17 protein-coding genes and 2 pseudogenes are annotated in these 24,845 nt (G+C 67.4%); 15 read left to right on the top strand and 4 right to left on the bottom strand.

Annotation, left to right across the window (positions count from 1 at the left end; translation table 11 throughout):
* Positions 1–722: 722 nt before the first annotated feature.
* On the bottom strand, positions 723–1,451 hold the full coding sequence (locus tag G6N24_RS13990) for a thioesterase II family protein (protein WP_085161663.1): 729 nt from the start codon (positions 1,449–1,451) through the stop codon (positions 723–725).
* A gap of 282 nt (positions 1,452–1,733) precedes the next feature.
* Here G6N24_RS13990 and sepIVA point away from each other — a divergent pair, with 282 nt between their 5' ends.
* The 11 genes and pseudogenes from sepIVA (at position 1,734) to G6N24_RS13940 (ending at position 14,856) form a co-directional block, all read left to right on the top strand.
* Entirely contained in the window at positions 1,734–2,471 is a 738-nt protein-coding gene (gene sepIVA, locus G6N24_RS13985; RefSeq protein WP_085161669.1) for a cell division protein SepIVA, read from the top strand.
* A gap of 53 nt (positions 2,472–2,524) precedes the next feature.
* Positions 2,525–3,121, top strand: coding sequence for a YceD family protein (locus G6N24_RS13980; RefSeq protein ID WP_085161662.1), 597 nt, complete (start codon positions 2,525–2,527; stop codon positions 3,119–3,121).
* The gene (rnc, locus tag G6N24_RS13975; RefSeq protein WP_085161661.1) at positions 3,118–3,840 is read left to right on the top strand and encodes a ribonuclease III; all 723 of its coding nucleotides are present in this window, start codon (positions 3,118–3,120) and stop codon (positions 3,838–3,840) included. Before G6N24_RS13980 ends, rnc begins: the two co-directional genes overlap by 4 nt.
* A gap of 4 nt (positions 3,841–3,844) precedes the next feature.
* Positions 3,845–4,744 (top strand): DNA-formamidopyrimidine glycosylase, encoded by a 900-nt coding sequence (gene mutM / locus G6N24_RS13970; protein ID WP_085161660.1) that lies wholly within the window; start codon positions 3,845–3,847, stop codon positions 4,742–4,744.
* A pseudogene (locus tag G6N24_RS24695) lies at positions 4,741–5,148 on the top strand (OsmC family protein); the annotation flags it as partial. The gene mutM and the pseudogene G6N24_RS24695, both read left to right, overlap by 4 nt.
* A 15-nt stretch (positions 5,149–5,163) precedes the next feature.
* Complete coding sequence (locus G6N24_RS24690) at positions 5,164–5,430, top strand: acylphosphatase (RefSeq protein ID WP_232070806.1); 267 nt, start codon at positions 5,164–5,166, stop codon at positions 5,428–5,430.
* Between the two features lie 11 nt (positions 5,431–5,441).
* Positions 5,442–9,047, top strand: a complete 3,606-nt coding sequence (gene smc, locus G6N24_RS13960) for a chromosome segregation protein SMC (protein WP_085161658.1) — start codon at positions 5,442–5,444, stop codon at positions 9,045–9,047.
* A 41-nt stretch (positions 9,048–9,088) separates the two neighbouring features.
* A complete protein-coding gene (ftsY, locus tag G6N24_RS13955; RefSeq protein WP_085161657.1) occupies positions 9,089–10,390 on the top strand; it encodes a signal recognition particle-docking protein FtsY in 1,302 nt (433 codons plus the stop codon).
* A 144-nt stretch (positions 10,391–10,534) separates the two neighbouring features.
* Entirely contained in the window at positions 10,535–11,968 is a 1,434-nt protein-coding gene (locus G6N24_RS13950; protein WP_139822472.1) for an ammonium transporter, read from the top strand.
* Positions 11,965–12,303 carry a nitrogen regulatory protein P-II gene (gene glnB, locus G6N24_RS13945; protein WP_085161656.1) on the top strand — a complete coding sequence of 113 codons (339 nt, stop codon included), beginning with the start codon at positions 11,965–11,967 and terminating at the stop codon, positions 12,301–12,303. The genes G6N24_RS13950 and glnB overlap by 4 nt, the downstream gene beginning before the upstream one ends.
* Positions 12,304–12,348: 45 nt before the next feature.
* Positions 12,349–14,856, top strand: a complete 2,508-nt coding sequence (locus G6N24_RS13940) for a [protein-PII] uridylyltransferase (protein ID WP_085161655.1) — start codon at positions 12,349–12,351, stop codon at positions 14,854–14,856.
* A gap of 10 nt (positions 14,857–14,866) precedes the next feature.
* Here the strand turns inward: G6N24_RS13940 and G6N24_RS13935 are convergent, their stop codons facing one another.
* The 3 genes from G6N24_RS13935 to G6N24_RS13925 all read right to left on the bottom strand — a co-directional run bounded on the left by G6N24_RS13935 (position 14,867) and on the right by G6N24_RS13925 (position 20,532).
* The gene (locus G6N24_RS13935) at positions 14,867–16,558 is read right to left on the bottom strand and encodes a DEAD/DEAH box helicase (RefSeq protein WP_085161667.1); all 1,692 of its coding nucleotides are present in this window, start codon (positions 16,556–16,558) and stop codon (positions 14,867–14,869) included.
* 150 nt (positions 16,559–16,708) lie between these two features.
* A complete protein-coding gene (gene htpG / locus G6N24_RS13930) occupies positions 16,709–18,643 on the bottom strand; it encodes a molecular chaperone HtpG (protein WP_085161654.1) in 1,935 nt (644 codons plus the stop codon).
* 365 nt (positions 18,644–19,008) lie between these two features.
* Positions 19,009–20,532 (bottom strand): HNH endonuclease signature motif containing protein, encoded by a 1,524-nt coding sequence (locus G6N24_RS13925; RefSeq protein WP_163745513.1) that lies wholly within the window; start codon positions 20,530–20,532, stop codon positions 19,009–19,011.
* Positions 20,533–20,678: 146 nt separating this feature from the next.
* Here G6N24_RS13925 and G6N24_RS13920 point away from each other — a divergent pair, with 146 nt between their 5' ends.
* From G6N24_RS13920 to G6N24_RS13905, 4 genes and pseudogenes are all read left to right on the top strand, one after another.
* Positions 20,679–20,969 carry a hypothetical protein gene (locus G6N24_RS13920; protein WP_232070564.1) on the top strand — a complete coding sequence of 97 codons (291 nt, stop codon included), beginning with the start codon at positions 20,679–20,681 and terminating at the stop codon, positions 20,967–20,969.
* Positions 20,970–20,992: 23 nt separating this feature from the next.
* Positions 20,993–21,703: pseudogene (locus G6N24_RS13915) on the top strand (integrase catalytic domain-containing protein); the annotation flags it as partial.
* 473 nt (positions 21,704–22,176) lie between these two features.
* Positions 22,177–23,751 carry a signal recognition particle protein gene (ffh, locus tag G6N24_RS13910; RefSeq protein WP_085160803.1) on the top strand — a complete coding sequence of 525 codons (1,575 nt, stop codon included), beginning with the start codon at positions 22,177–22,179 and terminating at the stop codon, positions 23,749–23,751.
* A 7-nt stretch (positions 23,752–23,758) separates the two neighbouring features.
* A complete protein-coding gene (locus tag G6N24_RS13905) occupies positions 23,759–24,838 on the top strand; it encodes a metal-dependent hydrolase family protein (RefSeq protein ID WP_085160806.1) in 1,080 nt (359 codons plus the stop codon).
* Positions 24,839–24,845: the final 7 nt, after the last annotated feature.

Raw genomic sequence — 24,845 nt, 5'->3', positions numbered from 1 at the left:
TGCGTTACCTTCCCGTTTTCGACTGTCGGCGTTCATTATGGGCACGCACCCTGTGAGCTGCCTGTTGAGCGGCTTTGGGGCCCCCTCAGAGCCCCCTTAACCTGCCGGTATCAGGCTAGCGAGGCCCTTTCGCGGTGCGTGGCGCACGCCGCCTGCTGGCGGGGGCGTCGTGCGCGCTAGAGCCAGGTGACACGGAGGTCGATCGTTACCCTCCCCAACCAGCCCCTTGGAGAACGGTAAGCCTGTTTTACCCGCAAGAGACGGGATTTACGAAATCCACAGACTCGCGCGGCGGTGGGGAGGCCCCAACGTGTCGAATTTCACAGTTTGGCGCCGGGTTTGGAGTACAAGCAGGTGATATGCCCTGTGGGCCGGTGTTGTTCGTGAGATCTGTGATGCAGAGGTGACGGAAGGCCAGTAGAGTGAGGCGGGACTGGCGCTCGTCCAACTCGTTGACGTTCACTTCAGTTTTGGGACAGGCGCACCGTTTTGTCACGGGGATCGTAAACCGTGCAGTCGGCGCGGGCGGGTGTGGAGCAGCCCTTCGCGTCTTCCGGTTGACGTTGTGGCGGGTCTGCCGGTCGCCCGGGCGGGAGGATTCTGGGGCCGTATTTCACAGCGGCATCAACAGCGAATTTAGGCGCCTCCGCAGCGAACTTACGTCAGCACCGCCCAAAATGGCGATCGTCGATCTGTTTAGCGCTCCGAGGTCGCTGGCGCGGCTAACCACTACCGCAGCGGTAGAGGATCCTGTCCTCGATATCTTTCACTAGTTCCGGCAAATTGTTGTTGAGGTAGAAGTGGTCGCCGGGGAACACTCGGTCCGCGAATTCGTTGGTCGTGCGTTCGCGCCATGGTGCCATGTCTGCGGGGGTCACAATCCAGTCCTTGTCCCCGAGGAACGTGTAGATCGGGCATGACACCGTCGTGCCTGGCGGGGAAGTATAGCCGGCAATAGCACGGGCGGCTCGCAACGTGGGCAGCATCCCGACAACAAATTCTTCGTCGGCGAGGACATCGGGATTCATTCCCGGCATTTGCGCGACCAAGTCCAACATCTCACGATCCGAATACCCCTGGAATTGCTTCCATCTGGCATGTCCTGGTGCTGCACAGGACGACAAGAAGAGGGCGATGATCGGGTGCCCCGCCGATTGGAATCTCAACGCTACTTCGAAGGCCAACATCCCGCCCATGCTGTGACCAAAGAAGGCGGCCGGTGCGTTGGGCCGAGTCGACGGCTTCATCATCGCAAAGATCTCGTCGGCCAGGGCGGGAATGCTCGTGAGCGGCGGCAGGCCAGACCCCTCGCGCTGCCCGGGATACCGGACGGCGATTCGTTTTATGTCGGCGGAGAATTCTTTTGAAAACGGAACATAAAAGTTCGCGGAGCCGCCTGCATGCGGGAAAATGTATAGCGTTGGCGCGGCCAGCGTCGCGGTCCTTTCCATGGCGAGCTCCTGTGATCGGTGCGCCCGTTCACCCGGCCACCCTACCGGTTGCGTTCCGGCGCCCGGTACGCGTGCGCCGCCCGGGCCGTCGCCAGCGCGTGGTCGCCGCGGCAGGTCGAGGTCGCGCTTGGCAAACCCGAGACGCCGGGGCCGCCGCGACCTGGGCTTGCGCGCTCGCCGCGCCAATGTCCGACACACCCACCTCACCACCACTGTCACAGAGGTAACACCAGGCACACTGGTAACAACAGGAATTTTTCCGGATGTCGAGAGGGTATGGCCGTGTACCGAGTGTTTGAAGCGCTGGACGAATTGGGCGCCATTGTCGAAGAAGCCCGGGGCGTGCCGATGACCGCGGGCTGTGTGGTGCCCCGCGGGGACGTGCTGGAGTTGCTTGACGACATCAAAGATGCGATCCCCGGTGAGCTGGATGACGCCCAGGATGTGCTCGACGCGCGCGATTCGATGCTCCATGATGCGAAGGCCCATGCCGACGCAATGGTGTCGTCTGCGACAACAGAGTCGGAGTCGATGCTCAACCATGCCCGCGCCGAGGCCGACCGGATCCTGTCAGACGCCAAAGCGCAGGCCGACCGGATGGTGAGCGAGGCCCGCCAGCACAGCGAGCGGATGGTCGGCGAGGCTCGCGAGGAGGCGATGCGCATCGCGGCCTCGGCAAAACGTGAATTCGAGGCCAGCGTTAGCCGCGCGCAAGCCGAATGTGACCGGCTGATCGAAAACGGCAACATCTCCTACGAGAAAGCTGTGCAAGAGGGCATTAAGGAGCAGCAGCGGCTGGTGTCGCAGAACGAGGTGGTTCAGGCAGCCAACGCGGAGTCCACCCGCCTCATAGACACCGCGCACGCCGAAGCCGACCGGCTGCGCGGCGAATGCGACATCTATGTCGACAACAAGCTCGCCGAGTTCGAGGAATTCCTCAACGGCACGCTGCGTTCCGTCGGACGCGGCCGCCACCAGCTGCGCACGGCGGCCGGAACTCACGACTACGCGACGCGATAGTCGCGTTCGCCGGTCAGCGACCCTGGACGCGCTGGCGCCGTAGGATTTGTCCTATGGCCGGGCAGCATAGCCAGACGACGCGGGCGCATCAGGGACAAACGGCCGCGCCGATGGCGGTCGACATCGCCCGGCTGGGGCGTCGCCCAGGCGCCATGTTTGTGGTGCGTGACACCGTGGACAGTCCCTCGCGCATCGGTTTGGACTTGATCGCGATCGAGCGGGGCGCCCCGCTGGACTTGGATCTGCGGGTGGAGTCGGTGTCTGAGGGGGTTCTGGTGACCGGAACCGTGGCCGCGCCTACCACCGGTGAGTGTTCTCGCTGCCTGAGCGTGATCCACGGTCGCGTCCAGGTTGCCCTGACCGAATTGTTCGCGTACCCCGACAGCGCCACCGAGGCGACCACCGAAGAGGACGAGGTCGGACACGTCATCGGCGAGACGATCGACCTCGAGCAGGCAATCATCGATGCCGTGGGACTGGAACTGCCGCTGTCGCCTGTGTGCCGGCCGGATTGCCCGGGGCTTTGCCCACAATGTGGCATACCGTTGGCCTCCGAGCCCGGTCATCACCACGAACAGATCGATCCACGGTGGGCCAAGCTGGCCGGCATGCTCGCGCCGGACAACGATGCTTCGCGGGGTGAGCGGTGACCGCGTCACGGCAAACCCTGCTCGATGCGCTCGGTGTCGAGCTGCCCGATGAGCTGCTGGCCCTCGCGCTTACGCACCGGAGCTACGCCTACGAGCACGGCGGGCTACCGACTAACGAGCGCTTGGAGTTTCTCGGCGACGCCGTCCTCGGATTGACCATCACCGACGAGCTATTCCATCGCCATCCCGACCGTTCGGAAGGGGACCTGGCCAAACTGCGGGCCAGCGTGGTCAACACCCAGGCGCTGGCCGACGTCGCGCGGAACTTGTCGCCCGAGGGGCTCGGCATTCACATGTTGCTGGGGCGCGGCGAGGCGAATACCGGTGGAGCCGACAAGTCGAGCATCCTGGCCGACGGTATGGAATCGCTGTTGGGCGCGATCTACCTGCAACACGGCATCGATGTGGCCCGGGAGGTGATCCTGCGGTTATTCGGTCCGCTGCTGGACGCCGCGCCCACGTTGGGCGCGGGACTGGACTGGAAGACCAGCTTGCAGGAGTTAACCGCGGCGCGCGGCATGGGTGCGCCGTCGTACCTGGTCACTTCCACCGGCCCAGATCACGACAAAGAGTTCACCGCGGTGGTCGTCGTGATGGACACCGAGTACGGGACCGGCGTGGGCCGCTCCAAGAAGGAAGCCGAGCAAAAGGCTGCGGCAGCCGCGTGGAAGCAACTGGACGTGCTGGACGGCGCCGTGTCCGGGAAGACCCCCGTTTAGGTCGATGCCCGAACTGCCCGAAGTCGAGGTGGTGCGGCGCGGCTTGCAGGCCCATGTGGTGGGCAAGACGATCACCGCGGTGCGGGTGCACCATCCACGCGCCGTGCGCCGCCACGAAGCCGGGCCCGCCGACCTGACGGCTCGGTTGCTGGGCGCGCGGGTCACCGGCACCGGTCGGCGCGGCAAGTACCTGTGGCTCACGCTGGATGGGACAGACACCGCGCTGGTGGTGCATCTGGGCATGAGCGGGCAGATGCTGCTCGGGACGGTGCCGCGCGCGGACCACGTCCGGATCTCCGCGCTGTTCGACGACGGGACCGTGCTCAGCTTCGCCGACCAGCGGACCTTCGGGGGGTGGCTGCTTGCCGACCTGGTGACCGTGGACGGCACGGTGGTGCCGGCGCCCGTGGCGCACCTCGCGCGCGACCCGCTGGATCCCCGGTTCGATGCCGGTGCCATTGTGAAAGTGTTGCGGCGCAAGCATTCCGAGCTCAAGCGCCAGCTCCTTGATCAGCGAGTGGTGTCGGGAATCGGCAACATCTACGCCGATGAAGCACTGTGGCGGGCCCACCTGCATGGCGCGCGGGTGGCCGCCACCCTGACGCGTCGGCAGCTGGCCGCGGTCCTCGACGCCGCGGCCGATGTGATGCGTGAGGCGCTGGCGAAGGGTGGGACTTCGTTCGACTCGCTGTATGTCAACGTCAACGGCGAGTCGGGGTACTTCGACCGGTCGCTGGACGCGTATGGCCGCGAGGGTGAAAACTGCCGCCGCTGCGGCGCGGTGATGCGTCGGGAGAAATTCATGAACCGCTCGTCGTTCTACTGCCCGCGGTGCCAGCCACGGCCCCGGGCCAGCACGTGTTGTGCCGACAGCGTGGCGGCGCCGGTAAGAAAGAAGCCATGACCGAACTGTGGGTCGAACGCACCGGATCGCGCCGCTACACCGGCCACAGCTCGCGCGGTGCGCAGGTTCTCATAGGCTCCGAGGACGTCGAGGGGGCATTCACCCCCGGCGAGTTGCTCAAGATCGCGCTCGCAGCGTGCAGCGGTATGGCCAGTGACCAGCCGCTCGCCCGCCGACTCGGCGACGACTACCAAGCGGTGGTCAGGGTGTCGGGAGCGGCCGACCGCGACCGGGAGATCTATCCGCTGCTTGCGGAGACGCTCGAACTCGACCTATCGGGATTGTCCGCGGCGGAGAAGGAGCGCCTGCTGGTGATTGTCGACCGAGCGGTCGATGGGGTCTGCACCGTGGGGCGCACCCTCAAGTCCGGCACCGCCGTCACCTTCGAGGTCGCCGATGTTGGGCCCTCCCCGGCGCCCGTGCGGCTGACCGCCTGGGTGCACGGACGGGTCCAGGGTGTCGGTTTTCGGTGGTGGACCCGCTCGCGGGCGTTGGAGCTTGGGCTCACCGGTTACGCGGCCAACCACGCCGACGGCCGCGTGCTGGTGGTCGCCCAGGGGCCGCGCGAGTCCGGCGAGCAATTGCTGCGCCTGCTGCAGGGGGGTGCCACGCCGGGCCGGGTAACCAAGGTCGTCGCCGACTGGTCGGAGCCGACGGAGCCGATCGTCGGCTTCAGCGAGAGGTAATCTGGCAGGCCGTGTACCTCAAGAGTCTGACGCTGAAGGGCTTCAAGTCCTTCGCGTCGCCGACGACTCTGCGTTTCGAGCCCGGCATCACCGCCGTCGTCGGGCCCAATGGATCCGGCAAGTCCAACGTGGTGGACGCCATCGCGTGGGTGATGGGGGAGCAGGGCGCGAAGACCCTGCGCGGCGGCAAGATGGAAGACGTCATCTTTGCCGGCACCTCGTCGCGCGCCCCGCTGGGCCGCGCCGAAGTCACCGTCACCATCGACAACTCCGACAACGCACTGCCGATCGAGTATTCCGAGGTGTCGATCACGCGGCGGATGTTCCGCGACGGCGCCAGCGAATACGAAATCAACGGCAGCAGTTGCCGTTTGATGGATGTCCAGGAGCTACTGAGCGACTCCGGCATCGGCCGCGAGATGCATGTGATCGTCGGGCAGGGCAAGCTGGAGGAGATCCTGCAGTCGCGGCCCGAGGACCGGCGAGCGTTCATCGAGGAAGCCGCGGGCGTGCTCAAGCATCGCAAGCGCAAAGAAAAGGCGCTCCGCAAGCTCGACGCGATGTCGGCGAACCTGGCCCGGCTCAGCGATCTGACCACCGAGCTGCGGCGCCAGCTCAAGCCGTTGGGCCGGCAAGCCGAGGTGGCCCGACGCGCGGCGACCATCCAGGCCGATCTGCGCGACGCCCGGCTGCGGCTAGCCGCCGACGACCTGGTCAGCCGGCGAACGGAGCGGGAGGCGATCTTCGAGGCCGAGTTCACGATGCGCCGCGAGCATGACGAGGCCGCCGCCCGCCTCGCGGTGGCCTCCGAGGAGCTGACGGCCCATGAGGCGGCCCTGGCCGAGCTGTCCACCCGGGCCGAGTCGGTCCAGCACACCTGGTTCGGGCTGTCCGCTCTGGCCGAACGGGTGGGTGCGACGGTGCGCATCGCCACCGAACGCGCCCACCATCTCGATGTCGAGCCGGTAGCGGTCAGCGACCGCGACCCCACAAAACCCGAGGAGCTGGAGGCCGAGGCCGAGCGGGTCGCGGTCACCGAGCAGCGGCTGCTGGAGGAGCTCGCCGCCGCCCGCAGCCGGCTCGATGCCGCCCGGGCCGAGCTGGCCGACCGCGAGCGTCAGGCCGCCGAGGCCGACCGCGCCCATCTGGCGGCGGTGCGCGCGGAGGCGGACCGTCGTGAGGGCCTGGCGCGGCTGGCCGGTCAGGTGGAGACCATGCGCGCGCGCGTCGAGTCGATCGATGACAGCATCGCGCGGTTGTCCGAGCGCATCGAGGTGGCCGCCGCCCGGGCGCAGCAGAGCCGAGCGGAGTTCGAAACCGCGCAGGGCCGCGTCGTTGAACTGGATCAGGGCGAGGTCGGCCTGGACGAGCAGCACGAGCGCACGGTGGCCGCGCTGCGGCTGGCCGACCAACGCGTCGCCGAACTGCAGTCCGCCGAACGCGACGCCGAGCGCCACGTGGCGTCGCTGCGAGCCCGCATCGATGCGCTCTCGGTAGGGCTCGAGCGTAAGGACGGCGCTGCGTGGCTCGCCCGGAATCACAGTGGCGCAGGGCTTTTCGGACCGATCGCGAAGTTGGTGAAAGTGTGCCCGGGCTATGAGGCCGCGCTGGCGGCGGTGCTCGGGTCGGCGGCCGACGCGCTGGCCGCCGACGACCTGAGCGCCGCCCATCGCGCGGTCACCGCGCTCAAGGAGGCCGACGGGGGCCGCGCGGCCATCGTCTTGGGCGACTGGCCGGCACGAGAAGACCCGGCGCCCGCGCTCCCCGGCGCCGCCTTGTGGGCGCTCGACTTGGTCGAAGCGCCGCCGCGACTGCGCGGCGCGATGATCGCGATGCTCTCGGGGGTCGCGGTGGTCAACGACCTGACCGAAGCGCTACGTCTGATCGCGATTCGCCCGCAGTTGCGTGCGGTCACGGTCGACGGTGATCTGGTGGGCGCCGGCTGGATGAGCGGCGGTTCCGACCGCAAGCTGTCCACGCTGGAAATCACCTCCGAAATCGACAAGGCCGGCAGCGAGCTGGCGGCGGCCGAGGCGCAGGTGGCGCGACTGAGCGCGGCGTTGTCCGGGGCATTGACCGAGCAGTCGGCCCGTCAGGACGCGGCCGAGCAGGCGTTGGCCGCGCTCAACGAATCGGACACGGCGATCTCGGCGATGTACGAGCAGCTGGGCCGGCTCGGGCAGGAGGCGCGTGCGGCCGAAGAAGACTGGAACAGGCTGCTGCAACAGCGCGAGGAACTGGAAACCGGGCGCGCGCAAACCGTCGAGGAGGTCGTTGAGCTCGAGACCCGGCTGCGCAACGCCCAAGAGACCCAGCAGGTGCAGGCCGTCGAACCCGTCGATCGCCAGGCAATCGCCGCCGCCGCCGAAAGTGCCCGAGGCGTCGAGGTGGAGGCCCGGCTGGCGGTGCGGACCGCGGAGGAACGCGCCAATGCGGTTCGCGGGCGCGCGGATTCGCTGCGCCGCGCGGCCGCGGCCGAACGTGAGGCGCGGCTGCGGGCCGAGCAAGCGCGTGCCGCGCGACTGCACGCGGCCGCGGTGGCCGCGACGGTCGCCGATTGCGGGCGGCTGCTCGCCTGGCGGTTGAACCGGGCGGTTGATGCGGCGTCGCAACATCGCGACGCCCTGGCCGCCGAGCGCGATCGGCGTACGGTGGCGATGGCCACGGTCCGCGACGAGACGAACGCGCTGAGCGCCCGAGTGGCCGTGCTCACCGATTCGCTGCACCGCGACGAGGTGGCCAATGCCCAGGCGGCGCTGCGCATCGAACAGGTTGAGCAAATGGTGCTCGAGCAATTCGGAATGACCCCGGCCGATTTGATCGCCGAGTACGGGCCACATGTCGCGCTGCCGCCGACCGACCTGGAAATCGCGGAATTCGAGCAAGCCCGCGAGCGCGGCGAACAGGTGACCGCGCCCGCGCCGATGCCTTTCGACCGCGCTACCCAGGAGCGTCGGGCCAAACGCGCCGAGCGCGAGCTGGCCGAATTGGGCAGGGTCAATCCGTTGGCGCTCGAGGAGTTTGCTGCGCTGGAGGAGCGCTACAACTTCCTGGCCACCCAACTCGAGGATGTCAAGGCTGCCCGCAAGGATCTGCTCGGCGTCGTCGCCGACGTGGATGCCCGCATTTTGCAGGTGTTCACCGACGCTTTCGCCGACGTGGAGCGCGAATTCCGCGGGGTGTTCGGCTCGCTGTTCCCGGGCGGCGAAGGTCGGCTGCGGCTCACCGACCCCGACGACATGCTCACCACCGGAATCGAGGTCGAGGCGCGCCCGCCCGGCAAGAAAGTCACCCGGCTGTCGTTGCTCTCCGGCGGTGAGAAGGCGCTGACCGCGGTAGCGATGCTGGTGGCGATCTTCCGCGCACGCCCGTCGCCCTTCTACATCATGGACGAGGTGGAGGCCGCGCTGGACGACGTTAACCTGGGCCGTTTGATCGGCCTATTCGAGCAGCTTCGCGACCAGTCGCAGATCGTCATCATCACGCACCAGAAACCGACGATGGAAGTGGCCGACGCGCTCTACGGCGTGACCATGGGCAACGACGGCATCAGCGCGGTGATCTCGCAGCGGATGCGCGGTCAGCAGGTGGATCAGCTGGTTACTAGCACCGCCTAGCTCGGCCGCTGGAACCCTGAAACCTTGGAAGGATTATCGGCGTGTCAGAAGGTCTGTGGATCGCCATAGCGGTCATCGCCGCCCTGGTCGTCGTCGCCGCGCTGACCCTGGGCCTGGTGCTCTACCGCCAGCGGCGCATCAGTCTGTCGGCCCGGCCCGAACCCGAAACCGTTGACCGCTCGGGCGGTTACACCGCGTCGTCCGGGATCGCGTTTAGTCGGACGCCGACGGTCGAGCCCGCCGACCGGATCGACACCAGCGGTCTGCCCGCCGTGGGCGACGACGCGACCGTCCCTCGCGATGCGCCGCGGCGCACGATCGCCGATGTCCACCTTCCCGAACCCGAGACCATCGCCCGCCCGGGCGCGCCGACGGTCGAGTCGGGGCCACAGGTCCCCGAAGCTCCACAAACGGAGGCCATCTCGCCGCCCTCGGGCCGGCTGGAGCGGTTGCGCGGACGCCTCGCCAAGTCGCAGAACGCGTTCGGGCGCAGCATGCTGGGGCTGATCGGCGGCGGCGACCTGGACGAGGACTCCTGGCAAGACGTCGAAGACACCCTGCTGGTCGCCGACCTGGGCCCGGTGGCGACCGCGTCGGTGATGTCGGAGCTGCGCAGCCGGCTGGCCAGCGGCAACGTTCGTAACGAGGCCGACGCCCGGGCTGTGCTGCGTGACGTGCTGATCAAGGAGCTGCACCCCGGCATGGACCGCTCGATCCGCGCCCTGCCGCACGCCGACCACCCGTCGGTGCTGCTGGTCGTGGGTGTCAACGGCACCGGAAAGACCACCACGGTCGGCAAGTTGGCGCGGGTATTGGTGGCCGACGGCCGGCGCGTCGTTCTCGGCGCGGCCGACACCTTCCGGGCCGCGGCGGCCGATCAACTGCAGACCTGGGCGGCGCGGGTGGGCGCGGAGGTGGTGCGCGGCGCCGAAGGCGCCGATCCGGCAGCGGTGGCGTTCGATGCCGTCGACAAGGGTATTGCCGCCGGCGCCGACGTGGTCCTCATCGACACCGCCGGCCGGCTGCACACCAAGGTCGGGCTGATGGACGAACTCGATAAAGTCAAGCGCGTGGTGACCCGGCGCGCCGCCGTCGACGAGGTGCTGTTGGTGCTCGACGCCACGATCGGGCAAAACGGGCTGGCGCAGGCCCGTGTTTTCGCCGACGTCGTCGACATCACCGGCGCGGTGTTGACCAAGCTCGACGGAACGGCCAAGGGCGGCATCGTTTTCCGCGTACAGCAGGAACTCGGGGTCCCGGTGAAACTGGTCGGACTCGGCGAAGGTCCCGACGATCTGGCGCCGTTCGAACCCGCCGCTTTCGTCGACGCCCTGCTCGGCTGAGAGTCCTTACCCGGCGAGTGTGACGTTAATCCTGCCGAAACATTTCGGCCCCATTGCCGCAACAACCATTGCGCAAGGTTCACAGATTAGGTCATCAGGCGCATGTCTGACGGCCAGTTCAGGGGCGACCGGAGGTGATAGCGAGTGGACCAATACCCGATACTGGGCCAGCCCAACGCCGGCGATACCGCCTGGATGTTGGCCAGTTCCGCGCTTGTGCTGCTGATGACGCCGGGTCTGGCGTTCTTCTACGGCGGCATGGTGCGCGTCAGGAGCGTGCTCAACATGCTCATGATGAGCATCAGCGCTATGGGCGTGGTGACGGTGCTGTGGGTGCTCTACGGTTACTCGATCGCATTCGGCGACGACGTCGGCAACGTCATGGGCAGGCCAACCGAATACTGGGGCCTGAAGGGCCTCATCGGTGTCAACGCCGTCGCCGCCGACCCGAGCACGGGGACCGCGGCGACGAACATCCCGCTGGCCGGCACGTTGCCCGCGACCGTGTTTGTGGCATTCCAGCTGATGTTCGCGATCATCACGGTCGCGCTGATCTCGGGGGCCGTGGCCGACCGATTGAAGTTCGGCGCCTGGCTGTTGTTCGCCGGGCTGTGGGCGACGTTCGTGTACTTCCCGGTGGCGCACTGGGTATTCGCGTTTGACAAGTTCGCGTCCGCGCACGGCGGCTGGATCGCCAACAAGCTGCACGCGATCGACTTCGCCGGCGGGACCGCGGTCCACATCAACTCCGGTGTGGCCGGCCTCATGCTGGCGATCGTTCTCGGCAAGCGCCGCGGCTGGCCCACGACGCTGTTTCGCCCGCACAACCTGCCGTTTGTGATGCTCGGCGCGGGATTGCTGTGGTTCGGCTGGTACGGGTTCAACGCCGGATCGGCCACCAGCGCCAACGGTGCCGCCGGGTCGACCTTCATGACCACCACGATCGCGACGGCCACGGCGATGCTCGGCTGGATGCTCACCGAACGTATCCGCGACGGCAAGGCCACGACGCTGGGCGCGGCGTCGGGCATCGTCGCCGGGCTGGTCGCCATCACACCGTCCTGCTCATCGGTGAACGCCCTGGGCGCCTTGGTGGTCGGTTTGGTGGCCGGTGTGGTGTGCGCGCTGGCGTGTGGGCTGAAATTCAAGCTCGGCTTCGACGACTCGCTCGACGTGGTCGGGGTGCACCTGTTCGGTGGTCTGGCGGGCACGCTGCTGGTGGGTCTGCTTGCCGCCCCGGAAAGCCCGGCGATCAGTGGCGTGGCCGGGGTATCAAAGGGGTTGTTCTACGGCGGCGGTTGGGCCCAACTGGAACGGCAAGCCATCGGCGCGTTCAGCGTTCTCTTCTATTCTGGTCTGGTCACCCTGGTCCTGGCTTTGATCCTGAAATACACCATCGGGCTGCGGCTGGGCGCCGAGGAAGAAGTCTCGGGTATCGATGAGGCCGAGCACGCCGAGACCGGCTACGATTTCGCCGTACTCACCGCTTCGGGGGTTCCCCGTCCGGGCAGCCTGGAGGGCATCCGTAACGGCCAGGAGGAGCTAGTGGGCGAGAGAGTGGAGGCAGAGCGGAAATGAAGTTGATTACCGCGATCATCAAGCCGTTCACGCTCGACGACGTCAAGACAAGCCTCGAAGACGCGGGTGTCTTGGGGATGACCGTCAGCGAAGTCCAGGGCTACGGGCGGCAGAAGGGCCACACCGAGGTTTATCGCGGCGCCGAATACTCGGTCGATTTCGTGCCGAAGGTACGGATCGAAGTAGTCGTCGACGATTCCATCGTCGACAAGGTCGTGGACAGCATCGTGCGGGCGGCGCGCACCGGCAAGATCGGCGACGGCAAAGTGTGGGTGAGCCCTGTGGAAACCATTGTGCGGGTACGCACCGGTGAACGCGGACACGATGCGTTATGAGGCTAAACGCTCATTGCTGATTCAGCCTGGACGGGCGCCGACGGTATGAAACCAAGCCGACCCGACCCGTCCGGGGTATCTCGACTGGGGATCTGCGAAGCGGAAAGTGCTTGTGCGGCAGTCAATTTGGCTGCTGCGCGGCGAAGGCTGTTGTCCGGGGACCACCACGCGCTGAATGCGGCCGAGCTGCGGCAGGCGTTGCTGGATTTGCACGAGTCCTGGCTGGTCGCCAAGGCGGCCGAGATCGGGATTACCGACACCAGTGGCTTTGCCGTCGTCGGAATCGGCGGGTTGGGCCGCCGTGAGCTGCTGCCCTACTCGGACCTGGACCTGATGCTGGTGCATGACGGCAGGCCGCCCGATGTGCTGAGGAAGGTCGCCGATCGGCTGTGGTATCCGTTGTGGGACGCCAACATTCGGCTTGACCACAGCGTGCGGACGGTCGGTGAGGCGGTGGGCATCGCCGGTTCCGACATGACGGCCGCCCTGGGCATGCTGGAGGCACGCCACATCGCCGGCGAACAGCGGTTGTCGGCGGAGTTGATCGACGGCGTTCGGCGGCAGTGGCGCGGTGGAATTCGGTCCCGGATGGACGAGCTCGTCGAAATGACGCACGCCCGCTGGCTGCGTTTGGGCCGCGTCGCGCACCGGGCCGAGCCCGACCTCAAGTCGGGTCGCGGCGGCCTTCGCGACGTCCAATTGCTGAACGCGCTGGCGATCGCTCAGCTCATCGACCGCCGCGGGATGGGCCACCCGGACATGCCGGAGGGTTCACTGGACGCCGCGTATCTGACACTGCTCGACGTGCGCACCGAGCTGCACCGGGTGTCGGGCCGCGGACGCGATCAGCTGCTGGCCCAGTTCGCCGACGAGATCAGCGCGGCGTTGGGTGTGGGGGACCGATTTGCCTTGGCGCGCATGCTGTCAAACGCGGCCCGCACGATCAGTTACTACGCCGAAACCGGGCTGCGGACCGCCGCCAACGCGTTGCCGCGGCGCGGCATCGCGGCCTTGCGGCGGCGGCCGAAGCGGCGCCCCCTGGACGAGGGCGTCGTCGAGTATGCCGGAGAAATTGTGCTTGCCCGCGAGGCGCAACCCGAGCACGACCCCGGCCTGGTGCTACGAGTGGCCGCCGCGTCGGCTGACACCGGATTGCCCATCGGCGCCGCCACGCTGAGTCATTTGGCCAATAGCGTCCCCGACCTACCGATTCCTTGGCCGCGCGAGGCATTGGACGATCTGCTGGTCGTGCTTTCCGCCGGCCCCACCGCGGTGGCCACGATCGAAGCCCTCGACCGCACCGGCCTCTGGGGTCGGCTGTTGCCCGAATGGGAGCCCATCCGCGACCTTCCGCCGCGCGACGTCGCGCACAAGTGGACCGTGGACCGTCACGTGGTCGAGACCGCCGTGCAGGCTGCCCCGCTGACCACCCGTGTGGCGCGGCCCGACTTGCTTGCGCTTGGCGCGCTGCTGCACGACGTCGGCAAGGGGCGGGGCACCGATCACAGCATGCTCGGGGCCGAGTTGGCTATCCCCATCGGCAGGAGGCTGGGGCTCTCGCCCCCCGACATTGAGACCCTCTCCAAGCTCGTCCGCCATCACCTCCTGCTGCCCATAACGGCGACCCGAAGCGACCTGAAGGACCCGAAGACCATCGAGGCGGTGTGCGAGGCCCTGGGTGGGGATCCGCAATTGCTCGAAGTGCTGCACGCCCTGTCGGAGGCGGACTCGAAGGCCACCGGACCCGGCGTGTGGAGCGACTGGAAGGCCTCCCTGATCCAGGACCTGGTGCGGCGCTGTCGGATTCTGATGGCCGGTGAGCCGCTGCCGCAAGCCGAACCGATTGCGCCCCACTATCTTTCGCTGGCTGCCGACCGCGGAGTGCATCTGGTGATCGAGCCTGGCGACGGCGAGCGCATCGACGCCGTGATGGTTGCGCCGGACGAACGGGGATTGGTGTCGAAGGCCGCCGCCGTGCTGGCGCTGAACTCCCTGCGGGTCCATTCGGCGGCGGTCAACATTCACGAAGGTGTCGCGATCACCGAATTCGTGGTGTCACCGATTTTCGGTTCCCCGCCCGCGGCGGACCTGCTGCGTCAGCAGTTTGTCGGCGCCCTCGCGGGTGACATCGACGTCCTCGGCACGTTGGAGAAGCGCCACAGCGATGCCGCCGGTTCGGCGTCGGCCCAGGCCGGGGAGGTGCAGGCGGGTGTGCCCGTCACACGTTCGACCGCCCCGCCGCGCATCCTGTGGCTCGACAGCGCCGCACCGGATCAGCTTGTGGTCGAAGTCCGCGCCATGGATCGCATTGGCTTGCTCGCTCTCTTGGCCCGGGCGCTAGAGCTCGCCGGAGCGGACATCGTGTGGGCGAAGGTCAACACGTTCGGGTCGACGGCAGCCGATGTGTTCTGCGTGACGGTGCCGGATGGGTACGGCGGAGCCGGGTCGTCCGCCAAGGGCGATGACGGCGCGCGCGCCGCCGTGGAGCAACAGCTACTGGCGGTGTTGGGAGCGCCCGCGGTCGTCCTGCTCGACGAGCCGGCCGGGGATTAGCTCCACGCGGTCATTGCTCGGCGTTGAGCTTCCGCACGGCATCGATGCGGGCCTTGAGCTGGTCGCGGGTCGCGGCGGCGATCGGAGGCCCTCCGCAGCGGCGGCGGAGTTCGTTGTGGATCCACCCGTGCGGTTTGCCGGTGCGGTGGTGGGCGATCGAGACGAGGGTGTTGAGTTCGCGGCGCAGCTCGCGCAGTTGGCCATGCACCGACGCCGGGGCCTCTGATGTTGCCGCCGGCGCAGCCCCTTTCTGGAGCCGGGCCCGTTTCCGCAGCTGCTCGTCCTGGCGGCGGTGCAGCAGGGCGCGCATCTGCTCGGGGTCGAGCAACCCGGGGATGCCGAGGTAGTCGGCCTCCTCGTCGCTTCCGGCGGGGGTGGCGGTTCCGAACGAGGAACCGTCAAAGATCACCTGATCCAGTTCGGCGTCGGCCCCCAATGCGGTGAAGGTCTGCTGCGCCGCGCTCTTCTCGGTGTGCGTACGCGTCGCGGGATCGCCGACGAGGGGATCGTCGGCTTCGCGGTGCGGTTTGCCGAGCACGTGGTCGCGCTGGGCCTCCAACTCACTGGCCAGGTGGAGCAGGCCAGGCACCGACGGCAGGAAGATGCTTGCCGTTTCGCCCGGCCGGCGCGACCGCACGAACCGGCCGATGGCCTGCGCGAAGAACAGCGGAGTCGAGGCGCTGGTGGCGTAGATCCCCACCGAGAGCCGGGGTACGTCGACGCCTTCCGAGACCATGCGCACCGCGACCAGCCACCGGCTGGTTCCCGCGGCGAATTCGCTGATGCGGGCCGACGATCCGGGGTCGTCGGAGAGCACGATTGTGGGTGCTTCCGACGTCAGCTCGGTCAGCAGGCCGGCGTAGGCGCGGGCCGCGGTCTGGTCGGAGGCGATGATCATGCCCCCGGCGTCGGGCACGTGTGTGCGCAATTGGCGCAACCGCTGATCGGCGGCCGTGATCACGGCGGGCATCCACTCGCCGGCTGGGTCCAACGCCGTGCGCCACGCCCGTGCGGTCTGTTCGGGAGACAGCGGCTCGCCCAGTCGCGCCTCGTGCTCGTCGCCGGCGCTGTCCCGCCAGCGCGCCTGCCCCGAGTAGGCGAGAAACACCACCGGCCGGACCACGGCGTCCGCAAGGGCTTCGGCATAGCCGTAGCTGTGGTCGGCCTGCGAACGCATCAGCCCGTCGGCGTCAGGCGCGTACGTGACGAACGGGATTGGGCTGTCGTCGCTACGAAACGGCGTCCCCGTCAGGGCAAGCCGGCGCGCGGCGTCGCTGAAGGCCTCGCGGATGGCCTCACCCCACGCCTTGGCGTCGCCGCCGTGGTGGATCTCGTCGAAGATGACCAGGGTCGTGCGCTGCTCGGTGCGCACCCGATGCAGCGCGGGATGCGACGCCACCTGGGCGTAGGTGACCATGACGCCGTGATACTCCGGGGAGGTCTGGGGATTCGAGTTGTTGAATCTGGGATCCAGCGCCAGACCGTGCCGTTCGGCGGCCCGCGCCCACTGCACCTTGAGGTGATCGGTGGGCACGACGACGGTGACCTGCTCGACGGCGCGATGGCCAAGCAGTTCGGCCGCAACCCGCAGTGCGAACGTTGTCTTGCCGGATCCGGGGGTGGCCACGGCCAGGAAATCGCGCGGCTGAGCGGCAAGGTACTTCACCATCGCTCGGCGCTGCCAGCCCCGCAGCGGCTGCATCGACACAGACTCCCCCCGTAGATGTTCAGCCGCGGCGGCTCACGATGGCGCCGAAGCCGCGCCGGCTGTGAAATCTAGCATGCCAACGCTTTTCGGCCTTTTCGGCGCGGCCGCGCCATGAGTCCGTCGCGGCGGTCCGCCGCGCGCGGTTTACACCGTGCGCGTCAGTCGGTCTGCGAGCAGCTGGGCGAACCTTGCCGGATCCTCGAGCGCGCCGCCCTCGGCGAGAAGTGCTGTGCCGTATAACAATTCCGCGGTCTGGGCAAGGCGGGCTTTTTGAGCATCGTCGGTGCTGTCCTTGTGCGCTTCGCGCAGGCCGGTGATAAGCGGATGATTCGGATTGAGTTCGAGAGTCCGCTTCCCGACCGGAACTTCTTGCCCGGAGGCCCGGTAGATGCGCGCGAGGGCCGGTGTCATCCCGAAGGCGTCGGTGATCAGGCAGGCCGGCGACTCGGTCAGGCGGGTCGACAGCCGCACTTCCTTGACGTGCTCGCTCAGGGTCTCCTTCAACCACGTCAGCAGCTCGGCGAATTCCTTTTCCTGCTCCTCACGCTCGGCCTGGCTGGTGTCCTCTTCGGAGGCCAGGTCGACCTCGCCCTTGGCCACCGACTGCAGCGGCTTGCCGTCGAACTCGGTCACCGTTCCCACCCAGACCTCGTCGACCGGGTCGGTGAGCAGCAGGACCTCGTAACCCTTGGCCCTGAACGCCTCGAGGTGCGGGGACTTCAGGAGTTGCTGGCGCGTGTCGCCGGTGGCGTAGAAGATCTGCTTCTGACCGTCCTTCATCCGCTCGACGTACTCGGGCAGGGTGGTGGCTTCCTCGTCGCTGTGTGTCGAGGCGAACGAGGACACACGTAGGAGGGTGTCCTGATTGTCGAAATCCGACAGCAGGCCCTCCTTGAGGACCCGGCCGAACTGGGTCCAGAAGGTGCGATAGTCCTCCGGTCGCTCGGACTGCAGGTCCTTGATCGTCGAGAGGACCTTCTTGGTCAGGCGGCGACGGATCGCCTTGATCTGCCGATCCTGCTGCAGGATTTCGCGGGAGACGTTGAGCGACAGGTCCGCTGCATCGACCACGCCCTTGATGAAGCGCAGGTACTCGGGCATGAGCTGGTCGCAGTCGCCCATGATGAACACGCGCTTGACATACAGCTGGACGCCGGTGTGCGCGTCCCGGTTGAACAGGTCGAACGGGGCGTGTGACGGGATGAACAGCAGCGCCTGGTATTCGAAGGTGCCCTCCGCCTTGAGCGAGACGACCTCCAGCGGGTCGTCCCAGGCGTGCGCGATGTGTTTGTAGAACTCCTTGTACTCCTCGTCGGAGACCTCGTCTTTAGGCCTGGCCCAGAGGGCCTTCATCGAGTTGATGGTCTCGGTTTCGAGGGTGACGACGTCTTCGCCGCCTTCTTCTGGGGCCGGGGTACGTCGCTCGACCTCCATCCGGATGGGCCAGGCGATGAAGTCGGAGTATTTCTTGACCAGGTTCCTGATCTTCCACTCCGCTGTGTAGTCGTGCAGCTCGTCCTCGGCGTCTTCGGGCTTGAGGTGCAGGGTGACCGAGGTCCCCTGCGGGGCACCGTCGACGGATTCGATGGTGTAGGTGCCCTCGCCGCTGGATTCCCATCGGGTAGCTTCGCTCTCGCCGGCCTTGCGGGTGAGCAGCTGGACCTTATCGGCAACCATGAAACACGAGTAGAAGCCGATACCAAACTGACCGATCAGTTCCTCGGAGGCGGCCGCATTCTTGGCCTCTCGCAACTGCTGACGCAGCTCGGCGGTACCCGACTTGGCCAACGTGCCGATAAGATCCACGACCTCCGCCCGCGTCATGCCGATGCCGTTGTCGCGAACGGTCAGGGTGCGGGCGTCCTTGTCTGCGTCGATCTGGATGTGCAGATCGGAGGTGTCGACATCCAGATCCTGGTTCCGCAACGCCTCAAGCCGCAGCTTGTCCAGCGCATCGGAACTGTTCGAGATCAACTCCCGCAGAAATGAATCCTTGTTGGAGTAAACCGAGTGGACCATCAAATCCAGAAGCTGGCGTGCCTCCGCCTGAAACTCCAACTGCTCGACATGCGCACTCATGCGATTCCGTTCGACACCTATCTGTTGAATTGCCAAAACCCCCGGGCGTCGCGCGACCGAGGCTGTTGCTTGTTCGCAATCATTATCAGGTCGCCAAGTTCGGCTCGTCACTCCCCCCAGTTATCCGGAGCGGTCCGACTGGCTCACCAGCGACCGTGCACGAAGAGTAGCGGCACGTGATGCGCTTCGCTGGAGGACCCGCCGCGACGACTCCGCTACTTGCGCCGGCCTGCAGTCGGTGGTCCCAAAGTAGACGTGAACGTTTTAGGACGCGCGACACGAGAAGTGTCTTTCCGATGGGGGACGGTGGATCTCCGTAAGTCTCGTTATCCCTTGCAGGACAGGCACTTCCACTACCGTCCGGGTCAGAAGGGTGGTGGGTCGTCGTGGGTGTGGGGTGGGGCGGGACCGGGGTGGTTGGGGGGTTCGGTTAGCCGGGTGGTGTGGGCGACCGTGCGGGCGGCGCGGTTGTGGCGGCGTTCGGTGGCGATGCGGTGGGCGCGGTCTTGGGCGCGGGTGCGCCGGCGTTTGGGCATCATCGCGGTCCGGTGGGCGCAGTAGTCGTGCGGGGGGTCGGCTTCCGGTGCCGGCATACCGCCGACCGCGCGGCACAGGCTGGGGAACGGCAGCGCGCTGCCCGGGGTGGTGACATGGGTGTGCCCCGACGGTGAGGTGAAAATCAGGGTCCCGTCGCGTAGTTGCCGTTCCCGCCAGCCCCAAAAAGTTTTGACAAGGTGATGAGTTCTACATTTGCAGTTCAGGTTGGCCGCATGGGTGGGTCCACCCTGGGCGTAGGGGATCGAATGATCCACATCGCAGTGGATCGCGGGTTGGTCACAGCCCGGCCAGCGGCAGGTCAGATCCCGGCACCGCACAAAATCGGCCAACGCCTTCGACGGCACATACCCGGGCTCGGGTGGGGCATCGCCGGGGTGGATCAGCGCCACCAGTTTCGCGGTCTTGGCCAGCTCGGCGATCAGTTCGGGGGTGATCAGCCCATCGGCGTTCATCATCGAGGCCGGCGCCGAGCCGGTGCCCTCGAGGCTGGCGGGTTCGGCGATCACATGGATCACCACCGGGGCCGCGCCCGGGCGGGTGGCGGCCGCGCAGTCGGTGAGCCCGCAGCCACAGCCCAGCCGATCCGCCCCGGCGGCCAGCGCCCCCAGCGCGTCGGCGCGGCGCTGCTCGCGGGTGCGCGGATCGTGGGCACACACCGTGGCCGCCAACGCCGACAGCCGCTTGTCGAGTGCGTGGGCGTCGACGCTGTACAGGCTGCCGTCGATGCGCGAGAGGCCGTCTTGGTCCTGTCCGATCGAGATCTGCCGATCGGCCTGATACTCCTTACGCCGGCGCACCGCATCGGCATCCACCTTCGCCACGATCCTATCGACCGCCCCGGACAGCCGGGCGCTGGTCAGCGAGGGCCAGCGCGTCACATTGAGCGCCACCAACTCATCCACCGCCGCCAGCACCTCGGGGTCGACGATCAGATCGGTGCGATACACGATCGTGGCAAACGCCCGAAAGTCGATCTCGCCGGCCACAAACACCGCAGCGGTCTTGGGTAGCCGCTCACGCATCGCGCGGGCATAACGCAACCGGCCGGCGGCGCGCGCCTGACTGATCCGCAACGCCGCACCCACCTCGGCGGCCACCGCCTCCATGGTGTCGATCGCCCAGTCCTCGGTCTCCGAACACCGCGACAACCGATAGGCGAACAACTCCCCCACAGCCACCAGCTGCGCGGCGGCGGCCCGGTTCTCCGCCCGCGCGGCCGCACAAATCCGCTCTATCAGCCCCGCCGACTCCGCGGTGGTCGACGGATGGCGCCGCTCGACGTGCTCATCGAAACGGGCCACCACCTCCGGATCGAGCACTTGTTCGAACATACATTCGATAATAGCACGTCTTTCCGACCGCGTTGACTCATCAGAAATGCGCGCGAAAGATGACATGTGATGGGGACCCCCTCGGCTCAGACGCTCGTGATGTGGGCGTCAGAGAAATTTTTCAGGAGCTCGAGGAGGTCCCACTGATGACGATGGTAGGCGGTTTGGACGTGCATCGGCAGCAGATCACCTTCGATTATGTCGATGACGACGGGGTGGTGCATTGGGGTCAGATCCGTCCAGCGACGCGGAAAACATTGCGGGCCTGGCTGGCCGAGCACTGCCCGGATGGGGACGGCGAGTTTGGGTTGGAGGGCTGCACCGGGTGGCGGTATGTCAGCGAGGAGCTGGCCGCTGCGGGGGTGGGTGTGCATCTGGGGGATCCACCTTTACCGGGGGTCCCCAACACAGATAAGGGTGATTCGTTGCCTCACTGAAAATGCGCGCGTACGCCCAGTGGATGGGGTTGACGTTGGCCGAGCGCAGAGCAATCACCGAGACGACCGCGACCCGCTACCAGCTGGCGAGTAAGGGCGTTAAGAGCCGGATTCTCGACGAGTTGTGTGCGAACACCGGGTGGCACCGCAGCCATGCCCGCAAGGCGCTCAAAGCGGCGCTGCAACCCAAGATCGTCACCCCGCGCAATCCGCGGTCCGTGAAGTACGGGCCCGATGTCATTGCGGCACTGACGCTCTGCTGGACAGTGCTCGGAATGCCCGCCGGCAAACGGTTAGCGCCGATGCTCGGCGAACTGGTGGTCGTGCTGCGTCATTTCGGGGAGCTGGTCATCGATGAGGACACCGCCGAACTACTGGTGTCGATGTCGGCGGCCACCATCGATCGCCGCCTGGCCGGTGAGCGAGCCAAACACCGTAAGGGGCGTGTGGGCACCAAGCCGGGATCGCTGCTCAAAAGTCAGATCCCGGTGCGCACCTGGGCAGAATGGGACGACGCCCGACCCGGGTTCGTCGAGATCGACACGGTCTTTCACGACGGCGGCAATCGCGGTGGGGGCCATGCCTTCACGCTGACGGTCACCGACATCGCCACCGGCTGGACCGAGAATCGCTCACTGCCTGACAGGGCCGCCAAGACCGTGTTGGCCGCCCTCAATGACATCGCCCGCAGGATGCCGTTCCCGATCCTGGGGAGTTCAAGAACACGCGGCGCGGCGCTAGCACTCACCACGGGGCTCGACGGTGGTGACCCGCTGCGCCCCGCTGCGCGGCGCTGGCACTCACCACGGGGCTTGATGGTGGTGAGCTGCTGCGCCCCGCTACGCGGCGCTGGCACTCACCACGGGGCTCGACGGTGGTGACCCGCTGCGCCCCGCTGCGCGGCGCTGGCACTCACCACGGGGCTTGATGGTGGTGAGCTGCTGCGCCCCGCTACGCGGCGCTGGCACTCACCACGGGGCTTGATGGTGGTGAGCTGCTGCGCCGCTACGCGGCGCTGGCACTCACCACGGGCTTGATGGTGGTGAGCTGCTGCGCTGCTACGCGGCGCTGGCACTCACCACGGGGCTTGATGGTGGTGAGCTGCTGCGCCCCGCTACGCGGCGCTGGCACTCACCACGGGGCTTGATGGTGGTGAGCTGCTGCGCCCCGCTACGCGGCGCTGGCACTCACCACTAGGCTGGCGGGCGTGTTTGAAACGCTGTCCGACCGGTTGACCGCTGCCCTGCAGGGGCTGCGCGGCAGGGGCCGCCTGACCGACGCCGATATCGAAGCCACCACCCGCGAAATCCGGCTGGCGCTACTGGAAGCCGACGTTTCGCTGCCCGTGGTGCGGGCGTTCGTCCACCGGATCAAAGAACGTGCCAGGGGCGCCGAGGTGTCCGGCGCCCTCAACCCGGCGCAACAGGTCGTCAAGATCGTCAACGAAGAACTGATCGGCATCCTCGGCGGGCAGACCCGCGAGATGGCGTTCGCGAAGACACCGCCGACGGTGATCATGCTCGCCGGCTTACAGGGCTCCGGTAAGACGACGCTGGCCGGGAAGTTGGCGTCACGGCTCCGCAATCAGGGGCACACGCCACTTCTGGTGGCCTGTGACCTGCAGCGGCCGGCGGCGGTGAACCAGCTGCAGGTTGTCGGCGAGCGTGCCGGTGTGCCGGTGTTCGCGCCGCATCCCGGAGCCTCGCCCGAGTCGGGTCCCGGCGACCCGGTCGCCGTCGCGTCGGCAGGGCTTGCCGAGGCCCGGGCCAAACACTTCGACGTCGTCATCGTCGACACAGCGGGTCGGCTGGGCATCGACGAGGAGCTCATGACCCAGGCCGCGGCCATCCGGGATGCCGTCGAGCCCGATGAGGTGCTCTTCGTCCTCGACGCGATGATCGGCCAAGACGCCGTCGCCACGGCTCAAGCCTTCGGCGAGGGCGTCGGTTTCACCGGTGTGGTGTTGACCAAGCTCGACGGTGACGCCCGCGGTGGGGCGGCGTTGTCGGTCCGCGAAGTGACCGGTGTGCCAATCCTTTTCGCCTCCACGGGCGAAAAGCTGGAGGACTTCGACGTCTTCCACCCGGACCGGATGGCCAGCCGCATCCTGGGCATGGGCGATGTGCTGAGCCTGATCGAGCAGGCCGAGCAGGTCTTCGACCAGCGGCAGGCCGAGGAAGCCGCCGCCAAGATCGGGGCCGGTGAGCTGACTCTGGAAGATTTTCTCGAGCAGATGCTCGCCGTCCGCAAGATGGGCCCGATCGGCAACCTGCTGGGCATGCTGCCCGGCGCGGGCCAGATGAAGGAAGCGCTGGCCGAAGTCGACGACAAACAGCTCGACCGGGTGCAGGCCATCATTCGCGGGATGACGCCCGAAGAGCGGGCCGACCCCAAGATCATCAACGCGTCGCGGCGGCTGCGCATCGCCAACGGCTCGGGTGTCACGGTGTCCGAGGTCAACCAACTGGTGGACCGCTTTTTCGAGGCCCGCAAGGTGATGTCGTCGATGCTGGGCGGCATGGGCATTCCCGGTCTGGGCCGCAAGTCCGCGACACGAAAGTCTAAGGGAGCCAAAGGAAAAGCCGGCAAGAAGGGCAAGAAGGGTGGACGGGGTCCGACGCCGCCCAAGGTTAAGAGCCCGTTCGGGGCCGGCATGGCGGGCATGGCCGGCCTACCCGGGGGGTTCCCCGATCTGTCGCAGATGCCGGAAGGTCTCAACGAGTTGCCGCCCGGGCTGGCCGATTTCGATCTGTCCAAGCTGAAGTTCCCGGGCAAGAAGTAGTCGCGTCGTGCGTTTGCACGTGCGCGGGTTGCGGCTGCCCGACGAGACCACGACCGAACTGTGGATCGTCGACGGACGCATCAGCGCCGAACCGGTCGCCGGGGCCGACACCGTTTTCGACGGTGGCTGGATCCTGCCCGGGCTGGTCGATGCGCACTGCCACGTCGGGCTCGGACGTCACGGCGCGATCGAACTCGACGAGGCGATCGCCCAGGCCGAGACGGAACGCGACGTCGGCGCGCTGCTATTGCGCGACTGCGGCGTGCCAACCGACACCCGCAGCCTCGACGACCGCGCCGACCTACCCCGCATCATCCGGGCCGGGCGGCATCTTGCCAGACCCAAGCGCTACATCTCCGGCTTCGCGGTCGAGCTCGAGGACGAGTCGCAGCTGCCGGCAGCCGTTGCCGAGCAGGCGGCGCGCGGTGACGGCTGGGTCAAGCTGGTCGGTGACTGGATCGACCGCCAAGTCGGCGATCTCGCTCCGCTGTGGTCCGACGATGTGCTCAAGGCCGCGGTCAATACGGCACACGACCACGGGGCCCGGGTCACCGCGCATGTCTTCGGCGAGGACGCGCTGCCCGGCCTGATCAAGGCCGGCATCGATTGCATCGAGCACGGCACCGGGCTCACCGACGACACCATCGAGCTGATGCTCGAACACGGCACCGCGTTGGTCCCGACGCTGATCAACCTGGAAAACTTCCCCGGCATCGCCGACTCGGCCGCGCGCTATCCGACCTACGCCGCCCATATGCGCGACCTGCATGACCGCGGCTATCGGCGGGTGGCCGCGGCGCGGGAGGCGGGTGTGCGGATGTACGCCGGCAGCGACGCCGGCAGCATGGTCGCGCATGGGCGGATCGCCGACGAGGTCGAGGCCCTCAAGGCCATCGGGATGAACCCCACCGACGCGTTGGGTGCGGCGTGCTGGGACGCCCGGCGCTGGCTGGGCCGCCCAGCCCTGGATCCAGGGGCATCGGCGGACCTGTTGTGCTACGTCGACGACCCACGCCGGGGTCCCGGCGTGCTGAATCGTCCCGATCTGGTGGTCCTGCGCGGCACGGTGTTTCGGCCCAATTGTTAGCCGCGCG

It is taken from the genome of Mycobacterium lacus (genome assembly GCF_010731535.1).
Classification (GTDB): Bacteria; Actinomycetota; Actinomycetes; order Mycobacteriales; family Mycobacteriaceae; genus Mycobacterium; species Mycobacterium lacus.
This window is presented reverse-complemented; position numbering and strand designations above follow the sequence as displayed.